Source organism: Arthrobacter sp. LjRoot14, assembly GCF_964253905.1.
Classification (GTDB): domain Bacteria; phylum Actinomycetota; class Actinomycetes; order Actinomycetales; family Micrococcaceae; genus Arthrobacter.
Window position 1 is genome coordinate 4349870 of the sequence record NZ_CAXURL020000001.1, and the last position, 22723, is coordinate 4372592.

Annotated in this window: 24 protein-coding genes; 17 read left to right on the forward strand and 7 right to left on the reverse strand. The window is 67.9% G+C overall.

All coding sequences use genetic code 11. From position 1 onward, the window contains the following. Nucleotides 1-54 precede the first annotated feature (54 nt). Together ACSQ12_RS19705 and ACSQ12_RS19710 are read left to right on the forward strand one after the other, a co-directional pair. A complete protein-coding gene (locus ACSQ12_RS19705) occupies nt 55-1074 on the forward strand; it encodes an aldo/keto reductase (protein ID WP_436066596.1) in 1020 nt (339 codons plus the stop codon). 21 nt (nt 1075-1095) lie between these two features. Continuing rightward, nucleotides 1096-1746: an MBL fold metallo-hydrolase gene (locus ACSQ12_RS19710; protein ID WP_436066597.1), complete on the forward strand. Its 651-nt coding sequence runs from the start codon at nt 1096-1098 to the stop codon at nt 1744-1746. A gap of 152 nt (nt 1747-1898) precedes the next feature. Here ACSQ12_RS19710 and ACSQ12_RS19715 read toward each other — a convergent pair whose 3' ends face one another. Next, nucleotides 1899-3806, reverse strand: a complete 1908-nt coding sequence (locus ACSQ12_RS19715) for a DEAD/DEAH box helicase (protein ID WP_436066598.1) — start codon at nt 3804-3806, stop codon at nt 1899-1901. 442 nt (nt 3807-4248) lie between these two features. Between ACSQ12_RS19715 and ACSQ12_RS19720 the strand changes: the two genes are divergently transcribed. The 10 genes from ACSQ12_RS19720 to cycA all read left to right on the forward strand — a co-directional run bounded on the left by ACSQ12_RS19720 (nt 4249) and on the right by cycA (nt 10342). After that, complete coding sequence (locus tag ACSQ12_RS19720; RefSeq protein ID WP_436066599.1) at nt 4249-4740, forward strand: Asp23/Gls24 family envelope stress response protein; 492 nt, start codon at nt 4249-4251, stop codon at nt 4738-4740. Continuing rightward, complete coding sequence (locus ACSQ12_RS19725; RefSeq protein WP_436066600.1) at nt 4737-4928, forward strand: DUF2273 domain-containing protein; 192 nt, start codon at nt 4737-4739, stop codon at nt 4926-4928. The genes ACSQ12_RS19720 and ACSQ12_RS19725 overlap by 4 nt, the downstream gene beginning before the upstream one ends. Before the next feature lie 101 nt (nt 4929-5029). After that, nucleotides 5030-5320 (forward strand): hypothetical protein, encoded by a 291-nt coding sequence (locus ACSQ12_RS19730; RefSeq protein ID WP_436066601.1) that lies wholly within the window; start codon nt 5030-5032, stop codon nt 5318-5320. After that, nucleotides 5317-5898: a DUF6286 domain-containing protein gene (locus tag ACSQ12_RS19735; protein WP_436066602.1), complete on the forward strand. Its 582-nt coding sequence runs from the start codon at nt 5317-5319 to the stop codon at nt 5896-5898. Before ACSQ12_RS19730 ends, ACSQ12_RS19735 begins: the two co-directional genes overlap by 4 nt. Continuing rightward, on the forward strand, nt 5895-6512 hold the full coding sequence (locus ACSQ12_RS19740) for a hypothetical protein (RefSeq protein WP_436066603.1): 618 nt from the start codon (nt 5895-5897) through the stop codon (nt 6510-6512). The genes ACSQ12_RS19735 and ACSQ12_RS19740 overlap by 4 nt, the downstream gene beginning before the upstream one ends. A gap of 80 nt (nt 6513-6592) precedes the next feature. Continuing rightward, complete coding sequence (locus tag ACSQ12_RS19745) at nt 6593-6823, forward strand: CsbD family protein (RefSeq protein ID WP_209742145.1); 231 nt, start codon at nt 6593-6595, stop codon at nt 6821-6823. 74 nt (nt 6824-6897) lie between these two features. Beyond that, a complete protein-coding gene (locus ACSQ12_RS19750; protein ID WP_436066604.1) occupies nt 6898-7479 on the forward strand; it encodes an RNA polymerase sigma factor in 582 nt (193 codons plus the stop codon). Further along, the gene (locus tag ACSQ12_RS19755) at nt 7476-8081 is read left to right on the forward strand and encodes an Asp23/Gls24 family envelope stress response protein (RefSeq protein ID WP_436066605.1); all 606 of its coding nucleotides are present in this window, start codon (nt 7476-7478) and stop codon (nt 8079-8081) included. The genes ACSQ12_RS19750 and ACSQ12_RS19755 overlap by 4 nt, the downstream gene beginning before the upstream one ends. Beyond that, complete coding sequence (locus ACSQ12_RS19760; RefSeq protein ID WP_436066606.1) at nt 8078-8422, forward strand: hypothetical protein; 345 nt, start codon at nt 8078-8080, stop codon at nt 8420-8422. The genes ACSQ12_RS19755 and ACSQ12_RS19760 overlap by 4 nt, the downstream gene beginning before the upstream one ends. A gap of 429 nt (nt 8423-8851) precedes the next feature. Continuing rightward, nucleotides 8852-10342, forward strand: coding sequence for a D-serine/D-alanine/glycine transporter (gene cycA, locus ACSQ12_RS19765; RefSeq protein WP_436066607.1), 1491 nt, complete (start codon nt 8852-8854; stop codon nt 10340-10342). Here the strand turns inward: cycA and ACSQ12_RS19770 are convergent. Next, the gene (locus tag ACSQ12_RS19770; protein ID WP_436066608.1) at nt 10339-11811 is read right to left on the reverse strand and encodes an MFS transporter; all 1473 of its coding nucleotides are present in this window, start codon (nt 11809-11811) and stop codon (nt 10339-10341) included. The genes cycA and ACSQ12_RS19770 overlap by 4 nt on opposite strands. A 97-nt stretch (nt 11812-11908) precedes the next feature. Continuing rightward, a complete protein-coding gene (locus ACSQ12_RS19775; protein ID WP_436066609.1) occupies nt 11909-12940 on the reverse strand; it encodes an Lrp/AsnC family transcriptional regulator in 1032 nt (343 codons plus the stop codon). Between the two features lie 145 nt (nt 12941-13085). Between ACSQ12_RS19775 and ACSQ12_RS19780 the strand changes: the two genes are divergently transcribed. From ACSQ12_RS19780 to ACSQ12_RS19795, 4 genes are all read left to right on the forward strand, one after another. Next, a complete protein-coding gene (locus ACSQ12_RS19780) occupies nt 13086-14309 on the forward strand; it encodes a M20 metallopeptidase family protein (protein WP_436066610.1) in 1224 nt (407 codons plus the stop codon). A 27-nt stretch (nt 14310-14336) separates the two neighbouring features. Continuing rightward, complete coding sequence (locus ACSQ12_RS19785; protein ID WP_436066611.1) at nt 14337-15629, forward strand: MFS transporter; 1293 nt, start codon at nt 14337-14339, stop codon at nt 15627-15629. Nucleotides 15630-15720: 91 nt separating this feature from the next. Then, nucleotides 15721-16059 (forward strand): hypothetical protein, encoded by a 339-nt coding sequence (locus tag ACSQ12_RS19790; RefSeq protein WP_209742137.1) that lies wholly within the window; start codon nt 15721-15723, stop codon nt 16057-16059. Nucleotides 16060-16162: 103 nt separating this feature from the next. Then, on the forward strand, nt 16163-17485 hold the full coding sequence (locus tag ACSQ12_RS19795) for an MFS transporter (protein WP_436066612.1): 1323 nt from the start codon (nt 16163-16165) through the stop codon (nt 17483-17485). A gap of 31 nt (nt 17486-17516) precedes the next feature. On the opposite strand, the gene ACSQ12_RS19800 is transcribed toward ACSQ12_RS19795, so the two are convergent. Further along, nucleotides 17517-18818, reverse strand: coding sequence for an MFS transporter (locus tag ACSQ12_RS19800; protein ID WP_436066613.1), 1302 nt, complete (start codon nt 18816-18818; stop codon nt 17517-17519). A gap of 40 nt (nt 18819-18858) precedes the next feature. Then, nucleotides 18859-19452, reverse strand: coding sequence for a class I SAM-dependent methyltransferase (locus tag ACSQ12_RS19805; protein WP_436066614.1), 594 nt, complete (start codon nt 19450-19452; stop codon nt 18859-18861). A 140-nt stretch (nt 19453-19592) separates the two neighbouring features. On the opposite strand from ACSQ12_RS19805, the gene trmB reads away from it, so the two are divergent. Next, nucleotides 19593-20564, forward strand: a complete 972-nt coding sequence (gene trmB / locus ACSQ12_RS19810; protein ID WP_436066615.1) for a tRNA (guanosine(46)-N7)-methyltransferase TrmB — start codon at nt 19593-19595, stop codon at nt 20562-20564. 58 nt (nt 20565-20622) lie between these two features. Here trmB and ACSQ12_RS19815 read toward each other — a convergent pair whose 3' ends face one another. After that, a complete protein-coding gene (locus ACSQ12_RS19815) occupies nt 20623-21069 on the reverse strand; it encodes a hypothetical protein (RefSeq protein ID WP_436066616.1) in 447 nt (148 codons plus the stop codon). A gap of 71 nt (nt 21070-21140) precedes the next feature. Next, complete coding sequence (locus ACSQ12_RS19820) at nt 21141-22718, reverse strand: hypothetical protein (protein WP_436066617.1); 1578 nt, start codon at nt 22716-22718, stop codon at nt 21141-21143. Nucleotides 22719-22723: the final 5 nt, after the last annotated feature.

A 22723-nucleotide genomic window follows, 5' to 3' on the forward strand; every position in this document is an offset into this window, starting at 1 on the left:
CTTGGCTAGGACGGCACTTCCCGGAATACGCACAGCAGCGAAATGGAGACCTTTATGGCACCGGCATCCGCAGAATTGGTCCACCTCGGCGACGGATTGAACGTCAGCCCCCTGGGGTTTGGCGGCATGGCCCTGACGCCGGTCTACGGCGAAGTGGACCAGGCCGAGGCCCTGCGAACCCTGCACCACGCGGTGGATGCGGGCGTCAGCTTCATCGACACCGCAGACATCTACGGCGGCGGCAGCAACGAGGATCTGATCTCCCGGTTGCTCAAGGAACGCCGGGGCGAAGTGCAGCTGGCCACCAAGTTCGGGCTGGTGGGCACCCCGTCCACCGGCTACACCGACATCCGGGGCGACGCCGCCTATGTGCAGGAAGCGGTGGAAGCCAGCCTCCGCCGCCTGGGCACCGACACCATTGACCTGTACTACATGCACCGCCGCGACCTCCGCGTTCCGATTGTGGAAACCGTGGAGGCCATGGCGGCGCTGGTGCAGCAAGGCAAGGTGCGGCACCTCGGCCTGTCGGAAGTGACGGCCGAAGAGCTGCGGGAGGCCAGCAGCGTCCACCCGATCGCAGCGGTCCAGAGCGAATGGTCCATCTGGAGCCGCGATGTGGAACGCAACGTTGTTCCCGCGGCGGCCGCGCTTGGGGTGGGTTTCGTGCCATATTCGCCGCTGGGCCGGGGATTCCTCACCGGCACAGTGGACGCTTCGAAGCTCGGGAGCGGCGACTTCCGCCGCAACATTCCCCGCTTCGCCGCAGACGCGGCGGATGCCAACCAGGGAGTGGTGGCCGCGGTTCAGGCCGTCGCAGCCGAGCTCACCGTCGCCGGTAAGCCGGCGACTCCGGCACAAGTGGCCCTGGCCTGGCTGTTTGCCCAGGGCAAAAAGCTCGGCCTGCCCGTGGTTCCCATCCCGGGCACGCGCAAGGCGGAACGGATCGACGAGAACCTGGGTGCGCTGTCGCTCACCTTCACCAGTGCGCAACTGGAGAAGCTCGACGCCGCCGCGGACGCCGTCGTCGGCTCCCGCTCTGCGGACCCCAAGTGGGTGTCCCAGGGCCGCGAATAGGGTTTCCGTAGACTGAGCCCCATGGATTCCCTCATTCACGACCTTCGTGACATCACCATCCGCCGGATTTCGGTCAGCGAGATGGACAACAACGTTTATCTGCTCACCGGCAAGGCGTCCGGTGCACAGCTCCTGATCGATGCGGCCGATGATCTGGCCGCCATCCAGGGGCTGCTTGCGGACGCCGCCGCGGATACCTCCGCGACACCGAAGCTGGCGCTCGTTGCCACCACCCACCAGCACTGGGACCATGTCCGTGCACTGCCGGGCCTCGTGGCGGCCACCGGAGTGAAGACGGCGGCCGGGACTGATGACGCCCCGGAGCTGCCGGTACCGGTGGACGTCCTGCTGGACCACGGTGACGTGGGCAACTTCGACGGTTTCGACGTGACGGCAGTGCACCTTCGGGGGCACACGCCGGGGTCGGTGGCGCTGGTGTACCAGGACCCGGAAGGGCCGGCGCACATCTTCTCCGGCGACTCACTGTTCCCCGGAGGCGTGGGCAACACCCAGAAGGATCCGGAGCGGTTCACCCAACTGATCACCGATGTGAGCGAGCGGCTGTTTGACGTGTACCCGGATGACACCGTGGTGCATCCGGGCCACGGCAAACCCACTACCCTCGGCGCGGAGCGCCCGCACCTTGAGGAGTGGCGCGCCCGCGGCTGGTAGCTTTCGCTACGCTTTCAGGCTGGCGCTGCGCTTCGTGATTTGCGCTGCGCTTCGTGATTTACGCTGCGCTAAATGCCGGTCGCTACGGATATACCCGCAGCGACCGGCATTTTGCGTGTCGCCCGCTACTTTTGGTAGCGAAAACGCGAGCTTTAGCGGCTGCGGCGTTCGTTCGAGGCCGGAGCGGACGCGCGGCGGGGTCCGCCGCTGCGTGCCGGACGGCCTTCGCCGGAGCGGCCGTTGCCGCCGCCTGCGTAGGATCCGCCCGAGGTTCCGCCCGTGTTGGATGACCAGACTGCAGCGTTGCCGCCGGCCGAGCCGGACTTGCTGCCACCAGCGGCGCGCTGGCCCGTTGCCGGACGTCCGCTGCGCTGGCCGCCCGTTGCTCCGCCGGTGCGGGGAGCGCCACCGCGCTGCGCACCGGTGCGGGGAGCGCTGGTGCGGGTTGCGCCGCCGCGGGCGTCGCCACGGCCGTCGGACGTACGTGCGTCAGACCCGCGGCCGGCCGATGCACGGCCCCCTGCAGCGGGAACGTCGTTGTGGTGCGAGTAGGCAGTGGCACGGCCGCGGCCGCGTGCATTGCGGCGCTCGGCGCGCTCAGCATCGGCGCGGTCCTGGTTCTTCTCCGCCACGCGCTCAGCGGCGTTGCGGGCAGCGGCCTGGCCTTCATAGGCCACGGCACGGCGCTCGGAACGCGGAAGATCAGTGCGCGGAGCCTCGGCCGAGACCCGTCCGCGTCCGCCACGTCCACCGCGGCCACCCGCGGTGGGTGCAGCCTGAGTGGAGCGGCGGGCGCGCTTGCGCTCCGCGTTCGCACCGGTGGAGGTGCCGCCGCCGTGCTGCGCAGCCTTGGCGGCGAGCAGTGCGGCGCGGGTGCGCGGATCGATCTTGTCGGCCATTTCGCCCACCAGTTCTGCAACCAGGGGTGAGTTGGCGGTGACGCGCTCGAAGTTGACCTCGACGCCGGCAGCCTTCATGAGCTTCTTGACGTCGGACTGCTGCTCCGGGAGGGTCAGCGTGACCACGGTGCCGTCGGAACCGGCGCGGGCCGTACGGCCCGAGCGGTGCAGGTATGCCTTGTGCTCCGTGGGCGGGTCAACGTGGATCACCAGTTCGACGTCGTCCACGTGGACGCCGCGGGCGGCGACATCGGTGGCCACCAGGACGCGGACGTCGCCGGAGGAGAACTCGGCGAGGTTGCGGTCACGGGCGTTCTGCGAAAGGTTGCCGTGCAGGTCGACGGCGGGGATGCCGGCGTCGGTCAGGGTCTTGGCAAGCTTGCGGGCGTGGTGCTTGGTGCGCATGAAGAGCACGCGGCGGCCGGCACCCGAAGCGAGTTCAACGATCAGCTGCTTCTTGACGGTCTGGTCGTTAACGACGAGCACGTGGTGTTCCATGGTGGTCACCGCGGCCTGCGGATCGTCCACGGAGTGGGTCAGCGGGTTGGACAGGTAGCGCTGGACGATCTTGTCCACGCCGTTGTCCAGCGTGGCGGAGAACAGGAGCCGCTGGCCCTGGCTCGGGGTCATGTCCATGAGCTTCTTGACCACCGGCAGGAAGCCGAGGTCGGCCATGTGGTCGGCCTCGTCGAGCACGGTGACCTCGACGGCCTCGAGGGTCAGGATGCGCTGGCGGATCAGGTCCTCCAGGCGGCCCGGGCAGGCGATAACGATGTCGACGCCGGCGCGCAGCGCCTTCTCCTGGCGCGCCTGGGAGATGCCGCCGTAGATCACTGTGGTGTTCAGGCCCATGGCCTTCGCCATCGGCTCGATGGTGGCGTTGATCTGGGTGGCCAGCTCGCGGGTCGGCGCAAGGACCAGGCCCATCGGGCGGCCAGGCTTGCGGAAGTGCTTGGCTTCCCGCTCAGCGAGTCGTGCTACAAGCGGGATGGCGAAGGCGATGGTCTTGCCGGAGCCGGTGCGGCCGCGGCCCAGGACGTCGCGTCCGGCCAGGGTGTCCGGGAGGGTCTTGACCTGGATGGGAAACGGCTCGGTGATTCCCTGTGCGGTGAGGGTGTCGGCAAGTTCTTTGGGCGTGCCGAGGGCAGCAAAAGTAGTCATGTGTTTCAAAGGTCTTTCAGGCGGTATCCGTGCGGATATCGGCCCCCGGTGCCGGTTGGCCCAGGGGTTCGCCGAAGAAAAGTCAGGTGATCAACCGGGCTGCTGCAAACCTTGCGGTAGCGGCGGCCGGGACCAAATAGAACGCGTTCATCGACGCAGGATGTGCCTCTCACATGAAAAAAACCCACTCCCTGCCGGACAAATCCTTCGGGGGATCCGGTTGATGAACCGAATCAAAGTGGGCATCACTGCACATCAAGTTCCACCAGTCTAGCACCCGCACGCCGCAGCCCTCTGCTCGAAGCCGCCCCGGGGCGGCACGGGACCGAATGAATGTGATGCAGCTCACGCAAAGCGGAGCGTGAGGATTGCTGCGGAGGTTGCGTCTTACTGATGTCGGCACCACCGCGGTGCCCGCCTCAGATGACCAGGAGTGATTGTATTGACGACCCAGACCCAGGCCAAGACCCCCGCCGACGTGACCAAGTCCCAGGCTCCGGCACCGGCAGCACCCGCCACGCAGGTCAAGCACGCAGGCAAGGACGGCCGCGGCGCCACCACGGTCGCCGACGGCGTGGTGGCCAAGATCGCCGGCATCGCCATCCAGGAGATCGACGGCGTGTATGCCCTCGGCGGCGGCGCGGCCCGCGCCATCGGATCCCTGCGGGAACGCGTGGGCCAGAAGGACCTCACCCAGGGTGTAAACGTTGAAGTAGGCCAGACGCAGGTGGCCGTGGACGTGACCCTGGTGGTGGAGTACCCGCACGCACTGCAGAAGGTGGCGGATGAGGCCCGCGACGCCGTGTACACCGCCATCGAAGACCTCGTCGGCATGGAGGTCACGGAGGTCAACGTGACTATCACGGACATCCACGTCCCGTCGGATGACGAGGACCAGGCTGACCAGGCTGCCCGTGAATCGCGGGTAGCTTGAGCCCCGCAATTGCCGGAGCCGCCATCGGAGCCGTCCTCGCGGTGGTGGCCCTGGCCTTCGGCTTTTGGGGCTTCCTGCTGGCCGCCCTCCTGATGGGTGCCGGCGCGGCCGCGGGGCGTGCGGCCGAAGGCAGGCTGGACCTGCGCGGAGTCCTGGACGCCCTGCGCGGCAAGCGCTCGTCCTTATGAGCACCGGGCTGAGGCCCCGCCCGGAGACTTGCAGTCAGGAGTCGCAGCAGCGGGGCCACACCAGGATCACGGCCAGGGCGCTGACACTAGCTGTTGAGGCTGTGGCGGCGCAGGCCTTCGGACTTCCGGCAGGCACGGTCAAGGCAAGCCTGCGGGACGACGCCGGACTGCTCGCCATCACGGTGGCGGTTCCGCTGCCGGCGCCTCCCCTCCTCGAACTGGCCGCCGCGGACGCGGACGGGGTGCCCGGCGCACCCACTGTGTTTGAGCAGTCGGACCTGGCCAGGGCAACCATCATCAAGCACACCGGCGCAGTCACCGGAACAACAGTGAGCCGCGTGGATATCCGGCTCACGGATTCCCACCGGACAGGCGGAAAGGCACTGCTATGAGCGAAAAACTACACATCAGCAGGATGGTCCGCCGTGAAATGCATTCCTCGCGCGCCGTCGCTTCCGCAGCCACGGCAGCCGCTGCGGCCGGGCTCCTGCTCTGGATGGCGCTGGAAACAGCACTGTCCGCGGCGGGGCAGCCGGCCGTCATCGCGCGGCCGCTGGATGCGGGACGGTGGCTAGCGGGCACTGCGGGCTCCGCGGCCCCCTCAGCGCTGACTGCCGCGGGCGCCGGACTCGGCCTGGCCGGCCTGTTGTTCCTGATGCTTGCTGTCGCACCAGGTCGGCGCGCCCGGCATGCGCTCGGCAGCGGCCGTGCAGCCGTCGTCGCCGACCATGAAGTCATCGCCGCGGCGCTTTCCCGGGCCGCGCGCCGGCAAGCGGGCCTTGCACCGGGCCAGGTCTCCACCACCGTCGGCAGCCGGAGCGTGAGCGTCACCATCCAGCCGACGTCGGGCATTCCGGTTGACGCCGGCGCCGTCAAGGCGGCGGTCGACGGCGAACTCGCCACGTACGCGCTGCGCCGCCGCATGCGCAGCAGCGTCCGTGTCACCACCAAGGGGGTGCTCGGCCAATGACAGGAACACACCGCGCCCTGAACCGCGTCCTCCTTGCGCTCACCGGACTGCTGCTGACTGCGGCCGGCGCCCTCGCCGCTGCCGCCGGGACTCTTCCCGGAGTTGCAGCGCAATGGGCTGCAACAGGACGGGAATCATGGGCCCGGATCCGCGAACTTCTTGCGGCCGCCCCGCTGCCGGACGGCGCCACCAGCTGGTGGACCATTGCCGCCGTCGGAATTCTGCTGCTGGGGGCGGCCCTGATGATCTGCTGGGCAGCCTCCCAAGGCGGCGGCCGCACCCGCATTGTGGCGGAAGCGCCCGACGCCGGGCAGGGAACCACCACCGTGGAAACAGGCCTGGTGTCCCGGCTGGTCGCGGAAGCCCTGGCGGGAAACCGCCTGGTGCTGGCCGCCTCCGTTACCGCCTGGCGGGGCCGGGGCGCCGCCGGCGGGAAATCCAGCATAAAACTCACCATCCGGGCACGCCAGGGCGCGTGTCCGCGGGAGCTCACGGACACCGCCGAACAGCTCGTCGCCGGACTCGACCGGCTGCTGGGCCATCCTGTTCCCGCCCTGGTCCGAATCACTGCCGGGACCAGGACGCGCCTGGCCCGGCCCGACCGCGCCCGCTGACAGCCGCACCCGCACCACCAACTGAATCGACGATCACCCGGAACCGGGCACAAGCCCGAACCATCACGAAAGGACATCCCATGGGACTCGAAGACAAGGGACGCAACACCGTCATCAACCACCTCGGCGGCGCCAAGGAGCAGGCCGGCCGGCTGACCGGCAACGAGGACCTGCAGCGCGAAGGCCAGGCTGACCAGGCCCGGGCGAAGCTCGGCGAAGCCGCCGAGACCGCCAAGGACGCAGCAGCTGACATCGGCGGCAGCATCAAGGCAGCGGCCCAGAAGCTCAAGGACGGCCTGGGCAAAGGCTGAGCGGGACGGCCGCCACCCACGGTGGGGGCCGCCCCCTCTGAAACCCGCCGCGCCGGAGAGGAAAGCAGAATCAATTGGACGGTCCAACATCCGTGCCGCATGGCCTGGAACTCGTTCCGGATGCCATCCTTGCCGGGCGCGCCTCTGACGGGGACACCGCCGCATTTGAAGCCCTGGCCCGGCGGTACGGACCTCAGATGCGGGCATGCGCCCGCCGGATCACCGGGTCCTTCGCTGACGCCGACGACGTTGTCCAGGAGTCGCTGATGCAGGCCTGGAAGCAGCTGGACACGCTGCGGGACAACGGGGCGGTGAAGGGCTGGCTGCTGCGCATCACGGGCAGCCGCAGCATCGACCATTTAAGGCGGCGGAAGGTCCACCCGGAGCTGGCCGCGGAGCATGAAGCCGCGGCCGGCGGCGCGGGCAACCACGACAATCCCGAATCTGCCGCCGTGAACGGCTCCCGGGTCGCCGCCCTGAAGGCAGCCCTGGCCCGGCTCCCGGAAGAGCAGCGCCGCTGCTGGGTCCTGAAGGAATTCGGGGACCAGAGTTATGAGGAAATCGCCTCGACGTTGAACATCAGTGCCGACAGCGTCCGCGGCCGGCTGGCGCGGGCGCGGGTCACCCTGGCCCGCGAAATGGAGGAATGGCGATGAGCATCCCGGACAGGAACCTCGAATGCGGGCACAGCCTCGAAGAGCTCAGCACCTATCTGGACACCGGAGACATCCCTGATCCCCGGCACCTGGCCGAATGCCCGGACTGCCAGGCGGCACTCGCCTCCCTTCGCAACCTCAAAGACCTGGGGACCGAATTCCTCGGCGAGGAAATCGCGGCTGCAGGCAAAGGGACGGACGACTGGATGCAGTCGATCCTGGACAACCTGCGCCTCGAGGTGCGTCCCGGCCGCACGATTCCGCTGCGGCCGGAGCACCCCGCGGACACCCTGTCCCAGACAGAGGGCGCCATCACGGCCCTGGTCCGCGCCGTGGGTGACACGGTCGAAGGGATCGCCGTGGGCAAGTGCCGGCTCCGCGGGGATGTCACAGTGCCCGGCGCTCCGGTGACGGTGGAGGTCCAACTGGCTGTCCTCTATGGCCACCAGATGATGGGCAAGGCCGCGGCGCTCCGCGAACACCTCGCCGCCGCACTCGCCCGCCACACGGAACTGAACATCGCGGCGATCGACCTGGCGGTCTCTGACGTCCTGCAGCCGCGTGCAGCCACGCCGCCCGTTACAGAGGAGCCCCAGCCATGAACCAGCCCCTGCCCGCAGCCGACGGGCTCTATGAGGTCATCCGCTCCGTGGACGGCGTCACTGCCGTATATCCGGCCCGCCCGGCATGGCAAAACATTGCGGGTGCAGCGCTGGGCGCTGCCACCGGCGTCCAGCTCCCGCCCGTCCTTGTCCTGGCCGTTGAGGATGCGAACGGCACGACGGCGGACGTCAGGACCCGGATCGGCGTCAGTTCCGCGCACCGGGCTCCGGAGGTCTGCCGGGAAGTGGCGGCAGCCGTCCGCCGGCACCTTGAGCCCCGGTCCGTCACCGTGGACGTGCAGGTGGCCGCGATCTCAGGTCCCCAGCCGACGCCGCGGTAGCGGGCCCCGCTCCCGGCAGCCGATCATTGTTACGTCCAACAACGGACTACAGTTGATGCCCTGAGGCTCGACGTTTGTCGAGGCGCAAGCGACGCAGACAGCGGCTGATCCGCCGCCCCGGGAGACGACGACAGGGGGCCCCGGCCATGGCAGCACAGCCCGGCACCAAGCCGGGGCATGCCCTTTCCCGCCGTGGAAGCCGAGTAACGATCGGGGCCGCCCGCCGTCGGCTTTCCGGTGCCCCGCCCGGCGGCGCCGCTTGCCCCGCCTCGAAAGAGGGGCCGCCCACCGGCCTCTAGTCTTAATCCACACCCCCAACTGTTACCTCCGTCACATTCGTGGCGGCTCCGTGCGGACGGCGGCGGTGCAGCCTGCCGGACGGCAGACCGCCTGCGGCGCAGTCCGCCTGAGACAAGGAAAGAAGCACTGATGTCTGAACGCACCACCACGGTTGCCAGGAACACTGCAACGGAAACCGCCAGCGGAGGCCACAGCCAGGAACCGCACCTCGCCCGGGCACTGGGCAACCGCCACATCCAGCTGCTGGCCATTGGCGGCGCCATCGGCACCGGCCTGTTCATGGGCTCCGGCAAGACCATCTCCCTGGCCGGCCCGTCCGTCATCTTCGTCTACATGATCATCGGCTCCATGCTGTTCTTCGTGATGCGCGCCATGGGCGAAATCCTGCTCTCCAACCTGAACTACAAGTCCTTTAGCGACTTCGCCGGCGACCTCCTGGGCCCTTGGGCGAGCTTTTTCACCGGCTGGTCCTACTGGTTCTTCTGGGTGGTGACCGGTGTGGCCGACATCGTCGCGATCGCCGGGTACGTGGACAAGCTCGCACCCGGCACGCCGCTGTGGATCCCGGCCCTGATCACGCCGGTCGTGCTGATCCTGCTGAACCTCCCCACGGTCAAGGCCTTCGGTGAAGCCGAGTTCTGGTTCGCGATCATCAAGGTGGTTGCCATCCTGGCGCTGATCGGCACCGGCATCGTGATGATCGCAACGCACTTCACCTCCCCTAACGGCGCAGTGGCAAGCCTCGCCAACATCTGGAACGACGGCGGCATGTTCCCGCACGGCATGTTCGGCTTCATCCTCGGCTTCCAGATCGCCATCTTCGCCTTCGCCGGCATCGAGCTGGTGGGCACCGCGGCAGCCGAAACCAAGGACCCGGAGAAGAACCTTCCGCGGGCCATCAACTCCATTCCGATCCGCGTCCTGCTCTTCTACGTAGGCGCCCTGGTGGTCATCATGGCGGTCAACCCGTGGCGGACCATCGACGCCGCCAGCAGCCCGTTCATCGGCATGTTCACCCTGGCCGGCCTGGGAATCGCGGCAGTGGTCATCAACCTGGTGGTCCTCACCTCCGCGGCTTCCAGTGCCAACTCCGGCATCTACTCCACGTCCCGCATGGTCTACGGCCTGGCCCAGGACGGCAACGCCCCGAAGGCTTTCGGCAAGCTGAGCGTCCGCAAGGTCCCGCAGAACGCCCTGCTGTTCTCCTGCATCTTCCTGCTCGCCGGACTGGTGCTGCTCTACTCGGGCGACTCCGTGATCGGCGCCTTCACCGTGGTCACCTCGGTCGCCTCCGTGCTCACCATGTTTGTCTGGTCCATGATCCTGGTCAGCTACATCGTGTTCCGCCGCCGCCGGCCCGCACTCCATGCCCAGTCCGCGTTCAAGATGCCCGGCGGCGCCTTTATGCCGTACGTGGTGCTGGCATTCTTCGTGTTCATGCTGGTGGCTCTTGCCCAGGCCGATGACACCCGGCTTGCCCTGGTGGTGGCCCCCCTCTGGTTCCTGATCCTGGGCGCGGCCTGGCATTTCAACCGCAAGACACCGCTGCAGCAGGCCCGGATTGAAGAGTGGAAGGCCGAGTCCGATTCGGACAAGGCACGAGTCAACGCCCTGAGCTAGGACTTTTTCCGCGCCGCCACCCGCGGCGCAACAACCACAGCGACGACGGCGATGGCGGCCGTGAGGGCGAAGACTCCCGCGAAGGAGGCGCCCGAAACTCCGCCCGCCGTCGTCGTTGCCGTTCCCGCTGCAGTTACGGATAAAGCACTGAACACTATCCCGGTGGTGGCCAGGGCCAACGCACCACCAAGCGAATCGGAGATGGACATGGCCGAACTGTTGAACCCTTCGGTGTCCGGCGTGGACATGGCCAGGGTCATCACGCTAAGCCGCGGATACATCAGGCCCATCCCGAAGCCGGCGGACATCCAGCCCGCAATCGCGACGGCGGCCGGCCAGCTTAGGACGGTGGTCACCAAGGCCAGGACGACGGCGCCGAGCACCATCACTGACCCAATCTTCATGGCCCTGACGTTGCTGAGCCTGCCGCCCATCCGGCCTTGGACGGCAGAGGCACCGGCCCACGCCAGTGCACCGCCGGTGAGGGTCAGCCCGGCGAACGTCGGGGAAAAGGAGTATCGCTCCACCAGCAGGTACGGAAGATAAACCTCCGCGCCGAAAAATGCCGCGGAGACCAGCCCGCGCGCGAGGATGACGCTCGGCAGCCCCCGCCGGGCAAGCAGGGTGCCGCGGGGCACCAGCGGGCGCACCGCCACCAGTGCGATCACGACGGCGGCCGCCGCCAGATAGCCCCCCACCCCCGGGACCTGCGCGGACAGGTTCAGCGCCAGAACGGCCAGCGCCGCCAGCGCCGCCCATGCGAGCCGGCCGTAGGACCACCGCTGGGCACTTGTGGTTCCTTCCGGTGCATCGGCATCGGCAGGGGTGGCCTTGGCAGGGTTGCGGTGCAGTCCACGCAGCGCGGGAACGATCATCAGGAGCGCCGGCACCACCAGGCCCACCACACCCAGGAACACCCAGTGCCAGCTTGCCGCCTGGGCCACGATTCCGGCCGCGAAGGGGCCCACCAGGGACGGAATGACCCAAGCCGCGGAAAAGGCGGCGAAAATCTTCGGGTGCAGCACGGGCGGATAAACGCGCGCCACCACAACGTAAAGCGCCACGGTCATGGCGCCGCCGCCAAGGCCCTGCACCAGCCGTCCGCCCACCAGGGCCGCCATGCTTCCTGCCGTTCCGGCGATCAGCAGCCCCAGCACGAACAGGGCCACGGAAGCGTACAGCGGACCCACCGGTCCGCGGCGGTCGGACCAGTTGCCGGCCGCCACCATGCCGATCACACCGGTGGCGAGCGGCCCGGCGAAGGCCAGGGCGTACAAGGCGGCGCCGTCCAGTTCGCGGCTGACCAGCGGCATGATGGTGGTCACGGCAAGGGACTCGAAGGCGGCCAGGAACACCAGGGCGCATGCACCGGCCGTCACCAGCAGGTAGCGGCGGTGCAGGATTCCGGCCTTCTCGGGGGCGTCGGCGGGGGCGCTTCGTTGCACGGTGGTTGCCTGATCAGTAGACATGGTTGGTGCATGCCATTAAACACCCCGGGCCGTGCCGTTCAGGGTCATCCTGAACTCGCGGCGCCGACAACTGGTACCACCTGTTCTGCGACGAAGGCTAAGCCTCCAGTCCCAGCCCGACGGATGGAACAACCGCACCGGTGGCGGTCGAATCCGGGTTAAGCATCCAGCCCACCCGCTTCGCGGCGCTCAGGACCACCACGCTTTCCGCCAGTTCAATCCCGGGGATCTTCTGCTGGAGGGCCAGCTCGGCATTCATCACCTCGGCCAATGACTGCAGCCACATGATGATCACAAAGTTGGTCCGGCCGGTGGTGGAAGCGGCAAGCCTGACGTTGCGGAGGCTGCGCAGTTCGGCCGCGGCGGCCTCGTGCCGGCCGGGCGGCACATTGGCGAACCACTGGCACGTGACCGGGTAGCCGGAGTACTTCTGCGCGATTTCGCAGCGGAAGGACAGCAACTGGCTGGAGAGCAGGCGGTTCAGCTGCCGCTGGACGGTGGCCGGGTTCCGGCCCAGGCTGCGGGCGATATCCGCTGCCGTTGCCCTCCCGTCCTGCGCAAGGAACGGAATCAGGTCCAGGTGGCTTTGCGGCAGCGGGGCTCCCGTAGCGGCGGGCGGCACGGAGCCGGCCGCCTCGGGTCCGGCGAGTGCGTTGAAGGCGCTCTGCTGTGCCTTGCTCAGAACGTTGAGCCGCCAGGCGTAACCGCCCACATGAAGCCGGGTGCAGAGTGAGGTCTGGTATTTGAGCAGTCCCGGGATCTCCTTGAACTGCGGCACCACCGTGTCGCTGAAGCGGTCCAGGGTGGGTGTGATCACCGTCAGCATCAGGTCGCGGTTGCTGGCGGCTTCCTCCACTGTGACCACTTCCGGGATGGCCGCGAGCGACGCCGTGACGTCAGCGCGCTGCCGCATTTCGCAGTCCACGTCCACCAGTGCCAGGCACATCTGCTTGGGGTCGCCGATCAGGTGGGCTGTTGTCCAGGCGGCGCCGGCAGCCCGAAGCCTGTCCCAGCGGGCCGCCAGGGTGGTGGCATGCACCCCCAGGACGCCGGCGGCATCAGACCAGCTGACACGGGGCGCGATCTGCAGCGCATTGATCAGTTCGAGATCGTCTTCGCTGACATCCATCTGGCACCACCACCTTTTCCCATGCGCGAATCCTGCAGATTCCATCTTACTTTTGATTTTTTCGAGCTATTTCCCTGGTTGTGAACCAGCTCACTCCAGAATGGACGCAGGTCACTTACCAATCGTTCGGAAATGAGGAGAGCACATGTCGATCACCGCCGATGCCAAGGAACTGCAGGGCGAAATTGCCCGGTTCCGCCACGAACTGCATCGGGAGCCGGAGATCGGTCTGGACCTCCCCCGGACCCAGGAAAAGGTGCTCAGGGCCCTGGACGGCCTGCCGTATGAAATCACCCTTGGTGAGAGCACGACGTCGGTCACTGCAGTCCTGCGCGGCGGCGCGCCGCACGCGTCGGCCGAGAAGCCGGCGGTCCTGCTCCGTGCGGACATGGACGGCCTGCCCGTCCACGAACGTACCGGCGTGGACTTCACGTCACGCATCGACGGCGCCATGCATGCCTGCGGCCATGACCTCCACACGTCCATGCTGGCCGGCGCCGCCCGGCTGCTGGCGGACCGCCGGGACGAGCTCGCCGGCGACGTTGTCCTGATGTTCCAGCCCGGCGAGGAAGGCTTCGACGGCGCCTCCCACATGATCCGCGAAGGCGTCTTGGACGCTGCCGGCCGGCGCGTGGACGCCGCCTACGCCATGCACGTGTTCTCCGCTCTTGAACCGCACGCGCAGTTCTGCACCAAGCCCGGCGTCATCCTGAGCGCATCCGACGGACTCTTCGTCACCGTCCTGGGCGCCGGCGGCCACGGCTCCGCGCCGCACTCCGCAAAGGACCCCGTTACGGCCGTTGCCGAAATGGTGACCGCCCTGCAGGTGATGATCACCCGCCAGTTCAACATGTTCGATCCCGTAGTCCTCACGGTCGGCCTCCTGCAGGCCGGCACCAAGCGCAACGTCATCCCTGAATCCGCGCGCTTCGAAGCCACCATCCGCACCTTCTCCGATGCATCCCGGGAACGGATGATGACGGCCATTCCGGTCCTCCTCAAAGGCATCGCCGCCGCCCACGGCCTCGAGGTGGACGTCGACTACCGCTCCGAGTACCCGCTCAGCGTCACGGACGCGGACGAGACGAACACTGCCGAAAGGACCATCCAGGAGCTGTTCGGAGATTCGCGCCTCACCCGCTGGGCCACCCCCCTCAGCGGCTCGGAGGACTTCTCCCGGGTGATGGCGGAGGTGCCCGGAACCTTCATCGGGCTCAGCGCCGTTGCCCCGGGTGCGGACCACACGTCCACCCCGTTCAACCATTCCCCCTACGCCACCTTTCACGACGGCGTCCTCTCCGACGGCGCAGCGCTCTACGCGGAGCTCGCTGTTTCCCGCATCGCGGCCCTTGCGGCTGCCGGCAACTGACCTTCCCACCACTTTTTGGAGCCCCACATGACTTCCACCGTAGGCATGCCAGCCGAGGTCCAGGTTCACAAGTCCCACCTGCGGACCCTCATCGGCACCGGCATAGGCAACGCCGTTGAATGGTACGACTGGGCGATCTACGCCACGTTCTCGCCGTTTATCGCCAGCGCGCTGTTCAGCAAAGCGGATCCGACGTCGGCCTTCCTCGCCACCCTGGCGATCTTCGCCGTCGGCTTCGTGGCCCGCCCGTTCGGCGGCTTCGTGTTCGGGTGGATCGGTGACCGGATCGGCCGCAAGACGTCCATGACGTTCGCCGTCGGCCTGGCGGCGCTCGGCAGCCTGCTGATCGGCGTCGCCCCCACTTTCGAAGCTGTTGGCGCCTTTGCGTCCGTGATGCTGCTGGTGGCCCGCCTGATCCAGGGCCTGGCCCACGGCGGGGAGCTGCCGTCGTCGCAGACCTACCTCTCAGAAATGGCGCCCAAGGAAAAGCGCGGATTCTGGGCCACGCTCATCTACACCTCCGGCACCGCCGGCATCCTGGCCGGGACCCTGCTCGGCGCCATCCTGTCCAACGTCCTTAGCCAGGCCGACATGAACGCCTGGGGCTGGCGCATCCCGTTCCTGATCGGCGGCGCCCTGGGGGTTTATGCCCTGGTGATGCGCGCCAGGATGAAGGAGACGGCGGCTTTCGAGTCCGAGACTCCCACCGAGAAGCATGAGCCGATGTGGCCGCAGATCTGGCGGCACCGCAAGCAGGCCCTGCAGGTCATCGGCCTGACGGTGGGCCTCACCGTGAGCTACTACATCTGGGGCGTCGTGGCGCCGAGCTACGCCGCAACCACGTTGAAGATGGACCGCGGCGAAGCCCTCTGGGCCGGCGTGATCGCCAACATCGTCTTCATCGCCGCCCTGCCGTTCTGGGGCAAACTGTCCGACCGGATCGGCCGCAAACCGGTCCTGATCATGGGCTCCGCCGGCGCCGCCCTGCTGCACTTCCCCATGACCTGGCTCTTGAAGGACTCCCCCTGGCAGCTGGCCGTCACAATGTCCGTGATGCTGTTCTTCATCGCAGCCAGCGCCGCCATCGTTCCGGCCGTGTATGCCGAGCTCTTCCCCACCCGGATCCGCACCGTCGGCGTCGGCGTCCCCTACTCCATCTGCGTTGCCGTCTTTGGCGGCACAGCCCCTTACCTGCAGACCTGGCTCGGCACCGTCGGACAGGCCAACCTGTTCAACGTCTACGCCGTGCTCCTGCTGCTGATCGGCATCGCGTTTGTCTTCACCATCCCGGAGACCAAGGGCAAGGACCTGACGCACTAGCGTTCCCCGCAGCGTCACAGGCCGGGTACGCACACCGGAGGCCCAGCGGGACCTGCGTACAATCGACCGACAGTCATCTATTAAGGGAACCATGAAGAAACTCACCACGGCCCTGCTCGCCGCCGGGCTCATCATCTCCGCTTCCGCTTGCTCCGCGCCGGCAAAACTGACCACCGCTGAAACCTGCGACCGGCTCAAGATCGTTGTGACGGACCCCAGCGCCAACGCCGGCAAGACGGGAATGATCATTCTGGGCAACAAGCTCCGCCCGCTCGTCGGAGGGGCCTCAGACGAGATGAAGCCCGCCGTGCAGGCCATCCTGGACTACGCGGACGAGAACGCCAAGGAGAACCCCGACGCCGGGAAGGTGGCCGAGCTGCAGGCGGGCTACCAGAAGGCCGGCGCCACCTTCGGACAGCTCTGCAACTAAGGTTCTGCGACAGCTCTGCGGCTAAGGGGCTGGAACCGCCCGGGGGCGGCCGGACGTGCTCCGGCCGCCCCTTCCCGCCAAGGACACGCAGCTAAGGATCAGCATGAACGCAGAGGACCGGCCTGTAAGCAGGAAGCTGCACGGGGCAACGCCGGGCCACGCCGCCAGCCCGGCCCAGCCCGGCCTGCCCCACCCCGTCCCGGAAGACCGCAGCTTGCAGCGCCGCGTTGTCACCGTCCTGGTCGGCGGCCAGATCCTCGGCGGCATCGGCATGGGCGCGACGCTTTCCCTGGGTTCCCTGCTGGCAGCCCAGCTCTCCGGATCCAACGCGTGGTCCGGAATGGCTGCCACGATGAGCACCCTCGGCGCCGCCCTCGCCGCTGTCCCCCTGGCCAGGCTTGCCCAGGCCCGCGGGCGCCGGGTATCACTGTCCACGGGCGCCCTCATTGCCGGCGCCGGCGCCATCGTGGCCATCACTGCCACGGCACTTGCCGTCTTTCCGCTGCTCCTGCTGGGCCTCATGCTCCTCGGAGCGGGCTCCGCGGTGAACCTGCAGGCACGTTTCGCCGCAACCGATCTTTCACTCCCCGGGTCGCGGGGCCGGGACCTCTCGATCGTGGTCTGGTCCACAACAATCGGAGCCGTTCTGGGCCCGAACCTTTTCGGCCCCGGCGAGGTGGTGGGTGCCGCGCTCGGCCTGCCCCCGCTGACCGGCGCATTCGCCTTTTCCGTGGCCGCCCAGCTTGCAACCGCCGTCGTTTATGCAACCGGCCTGCGGCCGGACCCGCTCCTCACCGCGATGGCTTCCCGCGTGCCCGACCTCGAAGCGCCCCAGCCCAAGAGCGGCCTGCGGATCCTGCGCAGCAACCCCCGGGCGAGGTATGCGGTGGCCGCCGTCGCCCTCAGCCACGCCACCATGGTGGCGCTCATGTCCATGACGCCCGTCCACCTGCGCGACCACGGGGCCAGCCTCACAGTGGTTGGCCTGACGATCAGCCTGCACATCGCCGGCATGTACGGGTTGTCCCCCGTATTCGGCTGGATGGCGGACAAAGCGGGCCGGCTGCGCACCATCCTGCTGGGCCAGGCCATGCTGTTGTTTTCGCTGGTGCTGGCCGGATTCGCGTCGGATTCCGGCCCGGCCGTGACCGCAAGCCTGATCCTGCTGGGGCTTGGCTGGTCCGCCTCGGTGGTTGCCGGGTCCGCGCTGGTGGCCGAATCGGCACAGGTGCAGGACCGGCCGGCCATCCAGGGCGTTTCGGACCTGAGCATGAACGCAGCCGCGGCTACCGGCGGTGCGCTGGCCGGCCCGGTGCTGGCCGCCGTCGGCTATTCCGGGCTTGGTTTGATCTCCATCGCGCTGGTGGCCACCGTGATCATCTGGACCGCGCTGCAGCCGCGGTCCGGAGCCACCGAACTGAACTGACAGGACATCCGGACGCCGCCCCCTCAGCCTGTTAACCCCCGATGAAGCGGTCCCGTCCGGCCCGGTACCCGAACACTGCGGCGAGCGACCCGACCACGAGGAACAGCACCCCGGCGGCGGCGAAGGACCCCGTGGCCTGATGAAGTTGTCCCACCATCAGCGTGCCCGTGGACCCGACGCCGTAGCCCACACCCTGCATCATGCCGGACAGGTGGGCTGCCGTGTGGCCGTCACGGGTGCGCAGCATGATCATGGTCAGCGCCACCGCGGTCAGGCTGCCCTGCCCGAGGCCCAGCAGCCCGGTCCACACCCAGATGAAGTCCAGCGGCCCGAAGATGCTGAGCGCGAACCCGCCGCCGGTCATCAGCGCCACCACCGTGTTGATGGCCCGCTGGTCGCGGAACCGCGCGGCCAGCGCCGGGGCGAACAGCGAACCAAGCATCTGCAGCACGATGGACGCGGAGACGATCAGCCCGGCCGTCCCGCCGTCCACTCCGCGCTCCCGCAGGATGGGTGCCAGCCAGGCGAACACGCTGAAGGACATCATGGCCTGCAGCACCATAAAGATGGTGACCTGCCAGGCCACCGCCGAGCGCCACACGTTCACACCGTCGGCAACGGCCTGGTGCCGCGGGTGCCGCTGCCGAAGGGCAAGCGGAAGGAACAGGAGAAATACGACGGCCGCGGGCAGCGCCCAGAACCACAGCGCCGCCGTCCACTCCGCCGAGGCGGAGAACACCGGGTAGGTGAACCCTGCGCCCAGGGCGGCCGAGGCGCAGATCGCCGTGGTGTAAAGGCCGCCCATCAGCCCGAGCCGGTGCGGGAAGTCGCGCTTCACCAGGCCGGGCAGCAGCACGTTGCACAGGGCTATCGCGGCGCCGCAGGCAGCTGTTCCGGCAAGGAGGGCGGGCAGGTGACCGGCGCCCGGCAGGTCGACAGGGCGCAGCAGCAACCCGGCGGTGAGCACCGCCATGGCTCCAAGCAGCACCCGCTCGGCACCGAAACGCCGGGCGAGGACGGGCGCCAGTGGCGCGAATACTCCCAGGAGTGTCACCGGCACGGTGGTGAGGACCACCACTGCCCAGCCCGGCAGGCCGGCGTCGGACCGTATTTCCGGCAGCACCGCGGCGAAACTGGAGAACACCGTCCGCAGGTTCAGCCCGATCAGCACCAGGCATACGCCGAGGTAAACCAGTCCGCGGCGGCTGCCGACGCGGGTGGGCTCTGCGGCGGGGAGCTCGTCGATTTCGGCGTCCACCAGGGTGCCGGGGTTCTGACTCCGGGCGCGCCCGGAAGCGTCGGTTTTCGCGGCGGCATTCTTAGCTTCGGTCACCGGCCCATTCTTGCAGGCCCGCGGCAGGCAGAGGCCGCAGCTAGCACGTGCTGACTATCAAGTAGCGCTCATCCGTGATCTCCTTGCCCCAGAGCGCCGGGTCCGTGAGCATGGTCAAGGTGGCATTCGTGCGGTGGCCGCGCACCAGTTCCAGACAGCGTTGCGCCGGAATCCCTGCGCCGGTCCCCCACAGCCCTTCCACGAGGATCAAGGTGCCGGGTCCGCGCAGCAACCGGGACCAGCGTGCAAGGGCGGCATCCGGATCAGGGAGTGCCCAGAGGACGTGGCGGGCCAGAACCACGTCAAAAGCCGCAGGTGCCAGAGGCGGAGCTGAAGCGTCGCCCAGAACGAACTCCGCAGGCACCCCGGCGCCAGCGGCCTTGGCCCGGGCGATGTCTACCATCCGCAGTGAAAAGTCCACGCCGCAGACCCTGTGGCCGGCGTTGCCCAGCAGCACAGAAAGACTGCCGGTGCCGCAGCCAAGATCGGCCACCTCGCTGGCGGGCTGCCGGATCAGCGGCAGCAGCAGCGCCTCCCATGCGCTGCGAACGGTTGGGTCAGGGAGCCCGTGGTCCGCTTCGTCGTCGAACGTTTCGGCTTGGCTGTCCCAATAGTTGCGCATGGCATCAGTCATGCTGGACAGTCTCGCATGACTGATGCCGGCTCGAAAGGCAAGGAGGCACCCCCGGCCAGTGGAGTTTTCGTCCACTTGTCGCGGGTTGGAGCGCTCCCAAGGCACGTTATCTGGACAAAAACTCAACTATTCTGGAGGGGATGAGTGAATCCCCAGAAACCCCCGAGCCTTCCGCTGCCCAGTCACCGGACGCAGCCTCTGAATCAGCCCCCGGGCAGTCGCAGGCCTCCCGGCCCGTGACCCCCGGCAGCCAGGCTTCGTTCGGCACCTACGGCGGCCGGCCGGTCAGCTTCGTGCGCCGCGGAACCCGGTTGCAGGGCCGCCGCCAGCAGGCCTGGGAAGAGCACTCGGACCGCTGGGCGGTGGACGTGCCGCGGCACATCGCCAACACCTCGGTGCACCCGGACTACGTGTTCGACGCCGAAGCGGAGTTCGGCCGCACGGCGCCCCTGATCGTGGAGATCGGTTCGGGCCTCGGCGACGCCGTCTGCCACGCCGCGGAGGAGAACCCGGACTGGGACTTCCTGGCCGTGGAGGTCTACACCCCCGGGCTCGCGAACACGATGATCAAGATCAACAGCCGCAAGCTCAGCAACGTGCGCGTCGTGGAAGCCAACGCTCCGGAAGTCCTGGCCACCATGCTCCCGGCAGGCTCCGTCAGCGAGGTGTGGGTCTTCTTCCCCGACCCCTGGCACAAATCACGCCACCATAAGCGCCGGCTCATCCAGCCCGAGTTCGCCGCGCTCGTCGCCGCCGCCCTGAAGCCGGGCGGCCTGTTCCGCGTAGCCACCGACTGGTCCAACTACGCGGTGCACGTCCGCGACGTCATGGCCGGGTCGGCCGACTTCGTGAACCTGCACGACGGCGAGCGCCGGGGTCCCGAAAGCCCGCTCACCCAGGTGTGGCAGTCCGGCGTCGAATCCCTGGTGGGCGGCGCGCCCGTCAAGGAGGGCCGTGCCCCGGTAAGCACCGAACACACCGGACCCAACGAAGGCGTGGACGAAACCGGGGGCTGGGCGCCGCGCTTCGAGGGCCGCATCCGGACAAGCTTCGAAAACAAGGCCCACGAAGCAGGCCGCCTCATCTTCGATCTTTGCTACCGGCGGCTATGATGCAGCATGGCCGCCGCACCGCAACGCCCCTCCGCTGATTCCCGCGGGCTGGCGCCGGTCAGCTCACCTTGATGGCGCCGACCACGTCTTTGAGGAGGCCGATCCGCGGCTCGAGCTGGGGGTCAACATAGGGCCAGATCACCACGACGCCGATGAACTGGTCCTTTTCCCACACCCCCACGGTGGCGGCCGCCTTCGCGTCGCCCCGTTTGTCGTCATAGCCGACGACGACGGCGTAGGCGGCTTTGCCGGGAAGGTTCAGTTCGCCCTCAGTCAGCAGGTTGCCGCCGCGCTCGTCAAGGTAGTGGGCCGACATCAGGTGCGCCCAGCCGTTGGCCTCGGCCGGACCTTCCACGGAGGTGTCATCCTTGATGACGGTGACGAGGACGTCTCCCAGCAGGCCGTACTGTTCGGTGTTGGGGCCGGCGGTGGAGTCGTCCAGGACCAGGGTGTGCTCGGGGAAGTCCGCGGTGAAACCGAGCGGGGATTCGATGTGAACTGTCATGGCTGGTGTTGCTCCTTCAGCGGTAACTCAGTGTTTATGGGGCAGCGGCGGCGTTGATAGGCCAGGCGAAACTAGAGCCGGGAGAGCTTGGTGTCGTTCGGGACCTTCTGGTACGTGCTGACGTTCGTGCTGACCTGGTTTTCCGTGCTGACCTTGACCTCGCCGGCCTTGACGTCGAAACCGGCCTCGTTGGACGCCGTGACCACGCTGTTAACCTGGACCGTGGCCGAGCCCGCCTCGTAGAGCTTTGCTGCGTCCCGGGCGGCAGCGGCGTCGTTCCCGAGCGCCACGTTCTTCATGTAGCTGTCGATCACGGCGCTGTTTTCCGGCGTGTAGTCGATGTCGATCTTGACGGTGCCCTGGGTGCCTGCCGTCACGCTGGACTCGACGCTGCCGGCCTTGACATCCATGCCCTCCTTGACGCCCTGCGCCACGGTGCCCTCCATGGACAGGGACACCGAACTGAGGTTGTTGTCCTTGTCCATGTTCAGCTCCAGGCCGCCCTTGCCCGAAGCCTCGAACGTCCGCCCGTCCAGGTCCAGGTTGCCCTTCGCGGAGACTTCCACGCTGCCCTTGGACGTCCCGTCGCTGAGGTTCTTTTCATAGGCCAGTTCCAGCTTCGCGGAGGCGGCGGCATCGGCCGAATCGGCCCCTGCCTCAAAGCTCAGCGATCCCTTGGCCTTGTCCTCGTGGCCGTTGGAGCCATTGTCTGAGGCGGCCTCGTTCAGGGTGTCCAGGATGTAGTCCGGCGGGTTGCCGGCCACGTCCTTGATGTCACCCACACTGTCCGGCGGGAGGTCCGCGTACATCTGGTTCCGCGCCGCCATGGCTTCTTCAATGCTGTCGAACGTGTATTCGCGGGCCACCTCGCCGGTCAGGGTGGCACCGGCGGACCCGGAAGCGTCGTTCACGCCCAGGCCCATGTTGCCGTAGACCTTCACGGTGGCCGAGCCATCCGCGTTTTCCACCACTTCGGTGCCCACCTCGGCGCCGCCGTGGACCCACAGGACACGGGCTTCGATGGAGGCCTTGCCCGTCTCCGTGTAGACCGGGATGTCTTCCTTGGCCAGCTCCAGCAGGTGCTGCCGGGCGAGGTCCTGCGCTGATTCCGGGATCCCGCCGTCCATGGCCATCAGGTCCTTGGCCAGCGGACCGTCCGGGCCTTCGCCCTCGATCAGGTACTTCTTGTCCGCCGCCGAGAGGCTGTCCCACCACTTCGCCTGTTCCTCCGGGCTGGCCCCGGCCATCGTGTCCAGCTGGCCCTGGAGGTCGGCGCGGTGTTCGGCCGCCTCGCGGGCAGCCTCGAGCTTCTCCTGCGCCCAGTTCTTCATCTGGTCGAACAGGCCCTTCAGGCCGCCCGGCCCCGCGCTGGTGCCGCCCGTGCCGGCCGCCGAGGACTTTTCCTGCTCCGCGGCGTTCTGGAGCAGGACCTTCGAGTTCTGCCGGAGGCTTGCAACCACCCGTTCGATGCTGGGACGGTGGCTGCCCGTCCACTCCTGCCGGAAACGCTCGCCGTCGCCGCCTTTCCAGGGGGCAGCAAGGATCTGGCTCTGCAGCGAGGACGCCCTGGTGCTGAGCAGTGAAGCAGCTTTGTCTGCGGCCTTGGCCAAGGCGCGAAGCTGACTGACGTCAGCACCGTAAAAAGTCATGATGT

What these genes read in the sequence shown, in the direction of transcription:
- ACSQ12_RS19775 (WP_436066609.1), bottom strand. Translation starts at nt 12,940, where the DNA reads ATGGATGTCAGCGAAGACGATCTCGAACTGATCAATGCGCTGCAGATC.
- ACSQ12_RS19780 (WP_436066610.1), top strand. Translation starts at nt 13,086, where the DNA reads ATGTCGATCACCGCCGATGCCAAGGAACTGCAGGGCGAAATTGCCCGG.
- trmB (WP_436066615.1), top strand. Translation starts at nt 19,593, where the DNA reads ATGAGTGAATCCCCAGAAACCCCCGAGCCTTCCGCTGCCCAGTCACCG.
- ACSQ12_RS19815 (WP_436066616.1), bottom strand. Translation starts at nt 21,069, where the DNA reads ATGACAGTTCACATCGAATCCCCGCTCGGTTTCACCGCGGACTTCCCC.
- ACSQ12_RS19785 (WP_436066611.1), top strand. Translation starts at nt 14,337, where the DNA reads ATGACTTCCACCGTAGGCATGCCAGCCGAGGTCCAGGTTCACAAGTCC.
- ACSQ12_RS19710 (WP_436066597.1), top strand. Translation starts at nt 1,096, where the DNA reads ATGGATTCCCTCATTCACGACCTTCGTGACATCACCATCCGCCGGATT.
- ACSQ12_RS19770 (WP_436066608.1), bottom strand. Translation starts at nt 11,811, where the DNA reads ATGTCTACTGATCAGGCAACCACCGTGCAACGAAGCGCCCCCGCCGAC.
- ACSQ12_RS19740 (WP_436066603.1), top strand. Translation starts at nt 5,895, where the DNA reads ATGACAGGAACACACCGCGCCCTGAACCGCGTCCTCCTTGCGCTCACC.
- ACSQ12_RS19745 (WP_209742145.1), top strand. Translation starts at nt 6,593, where the DNA reads ATGGGACTCGAAGACAAGGGACGCAACACCGTCATCAACCACCTCGGC.
- ACSQ12_RS19735 (WP_436066602.1), top strand. Translation starts at nt 5,317, where the DNA reads ATGAGCGAAAAACTACACATCAGCAGGATGGTCCGCCGTGAAATGCAT.
- ACSQ12_RS19760 (WP_436066606.1), top strand. Translation starts at nt 8,078, where the DNA reads ATGAACCAGCCCCTGCCCGCAGCCGACGGGCTCTATGAGGTCATCCGC.
- ACSQ12_RS19820 (WP_436066617.1), bottom strand. Translation starts at nt 22,718, where the DNA reads ATGACTTTTTACGGTGCTGACGTCAGTCAGCTTCGCGCCTTGGCCAAG.
- ACSQ12_RS19715 (WP_436066598.1), bottom strand. Translation starts at nt 3,806, where the DNA reads ATGACTACTTTTGCTGCCCTCGGCACGCCCAAAGAACTTGCCGACACC.
- cycA (WP_436066607.1), top strand. Translation starts at nt 8,852, where the DNA reads ATGTCTGAACGCACCACCACGGTTGCCAGGAACACTGCAACGGAAACC.
- ACSQ12_RS19755 (WP_436066605.1), top strand. Translation starts at nt 7,476, where the DNA reads ATGAGCATCCCGGACAGGAACCTCGAATGCGGGCACAGCCTCGAAGAG.
- ACSQ12_RS19795 (WP_436066612.1), top strand. Translation starts at nt 16,163, where the DNA reads ATGAACGCAGAGGACCGGCCTGTAAGCAGGAAGCTGCACGGGGCAACG.
- ACSQ12_RS19805 (WP_436066614.1), bottom strand. Translation starts at nt 19,452, where the DNA reads ATGACTGATGCCATGCGCAACTATTGGGACAGCCAAGCCGAAACGTTC.
- ACSQ12_RS19705 (WP_436066596.1), top strand. Translation starts at nt 55, where the DNA reads ATGGCACCGGCATCCGCAGAATTGGTCCACCTCGGCGACGGATTGAAC.
- ACSQ12_RS19790 (WP_209742137.1), top strand. Translation starts at nt 15,721, where the DNA reads ATGAAGAAACTCACCACGGCCCTGCTCGCCGCCGGGCTCATCATCTCC.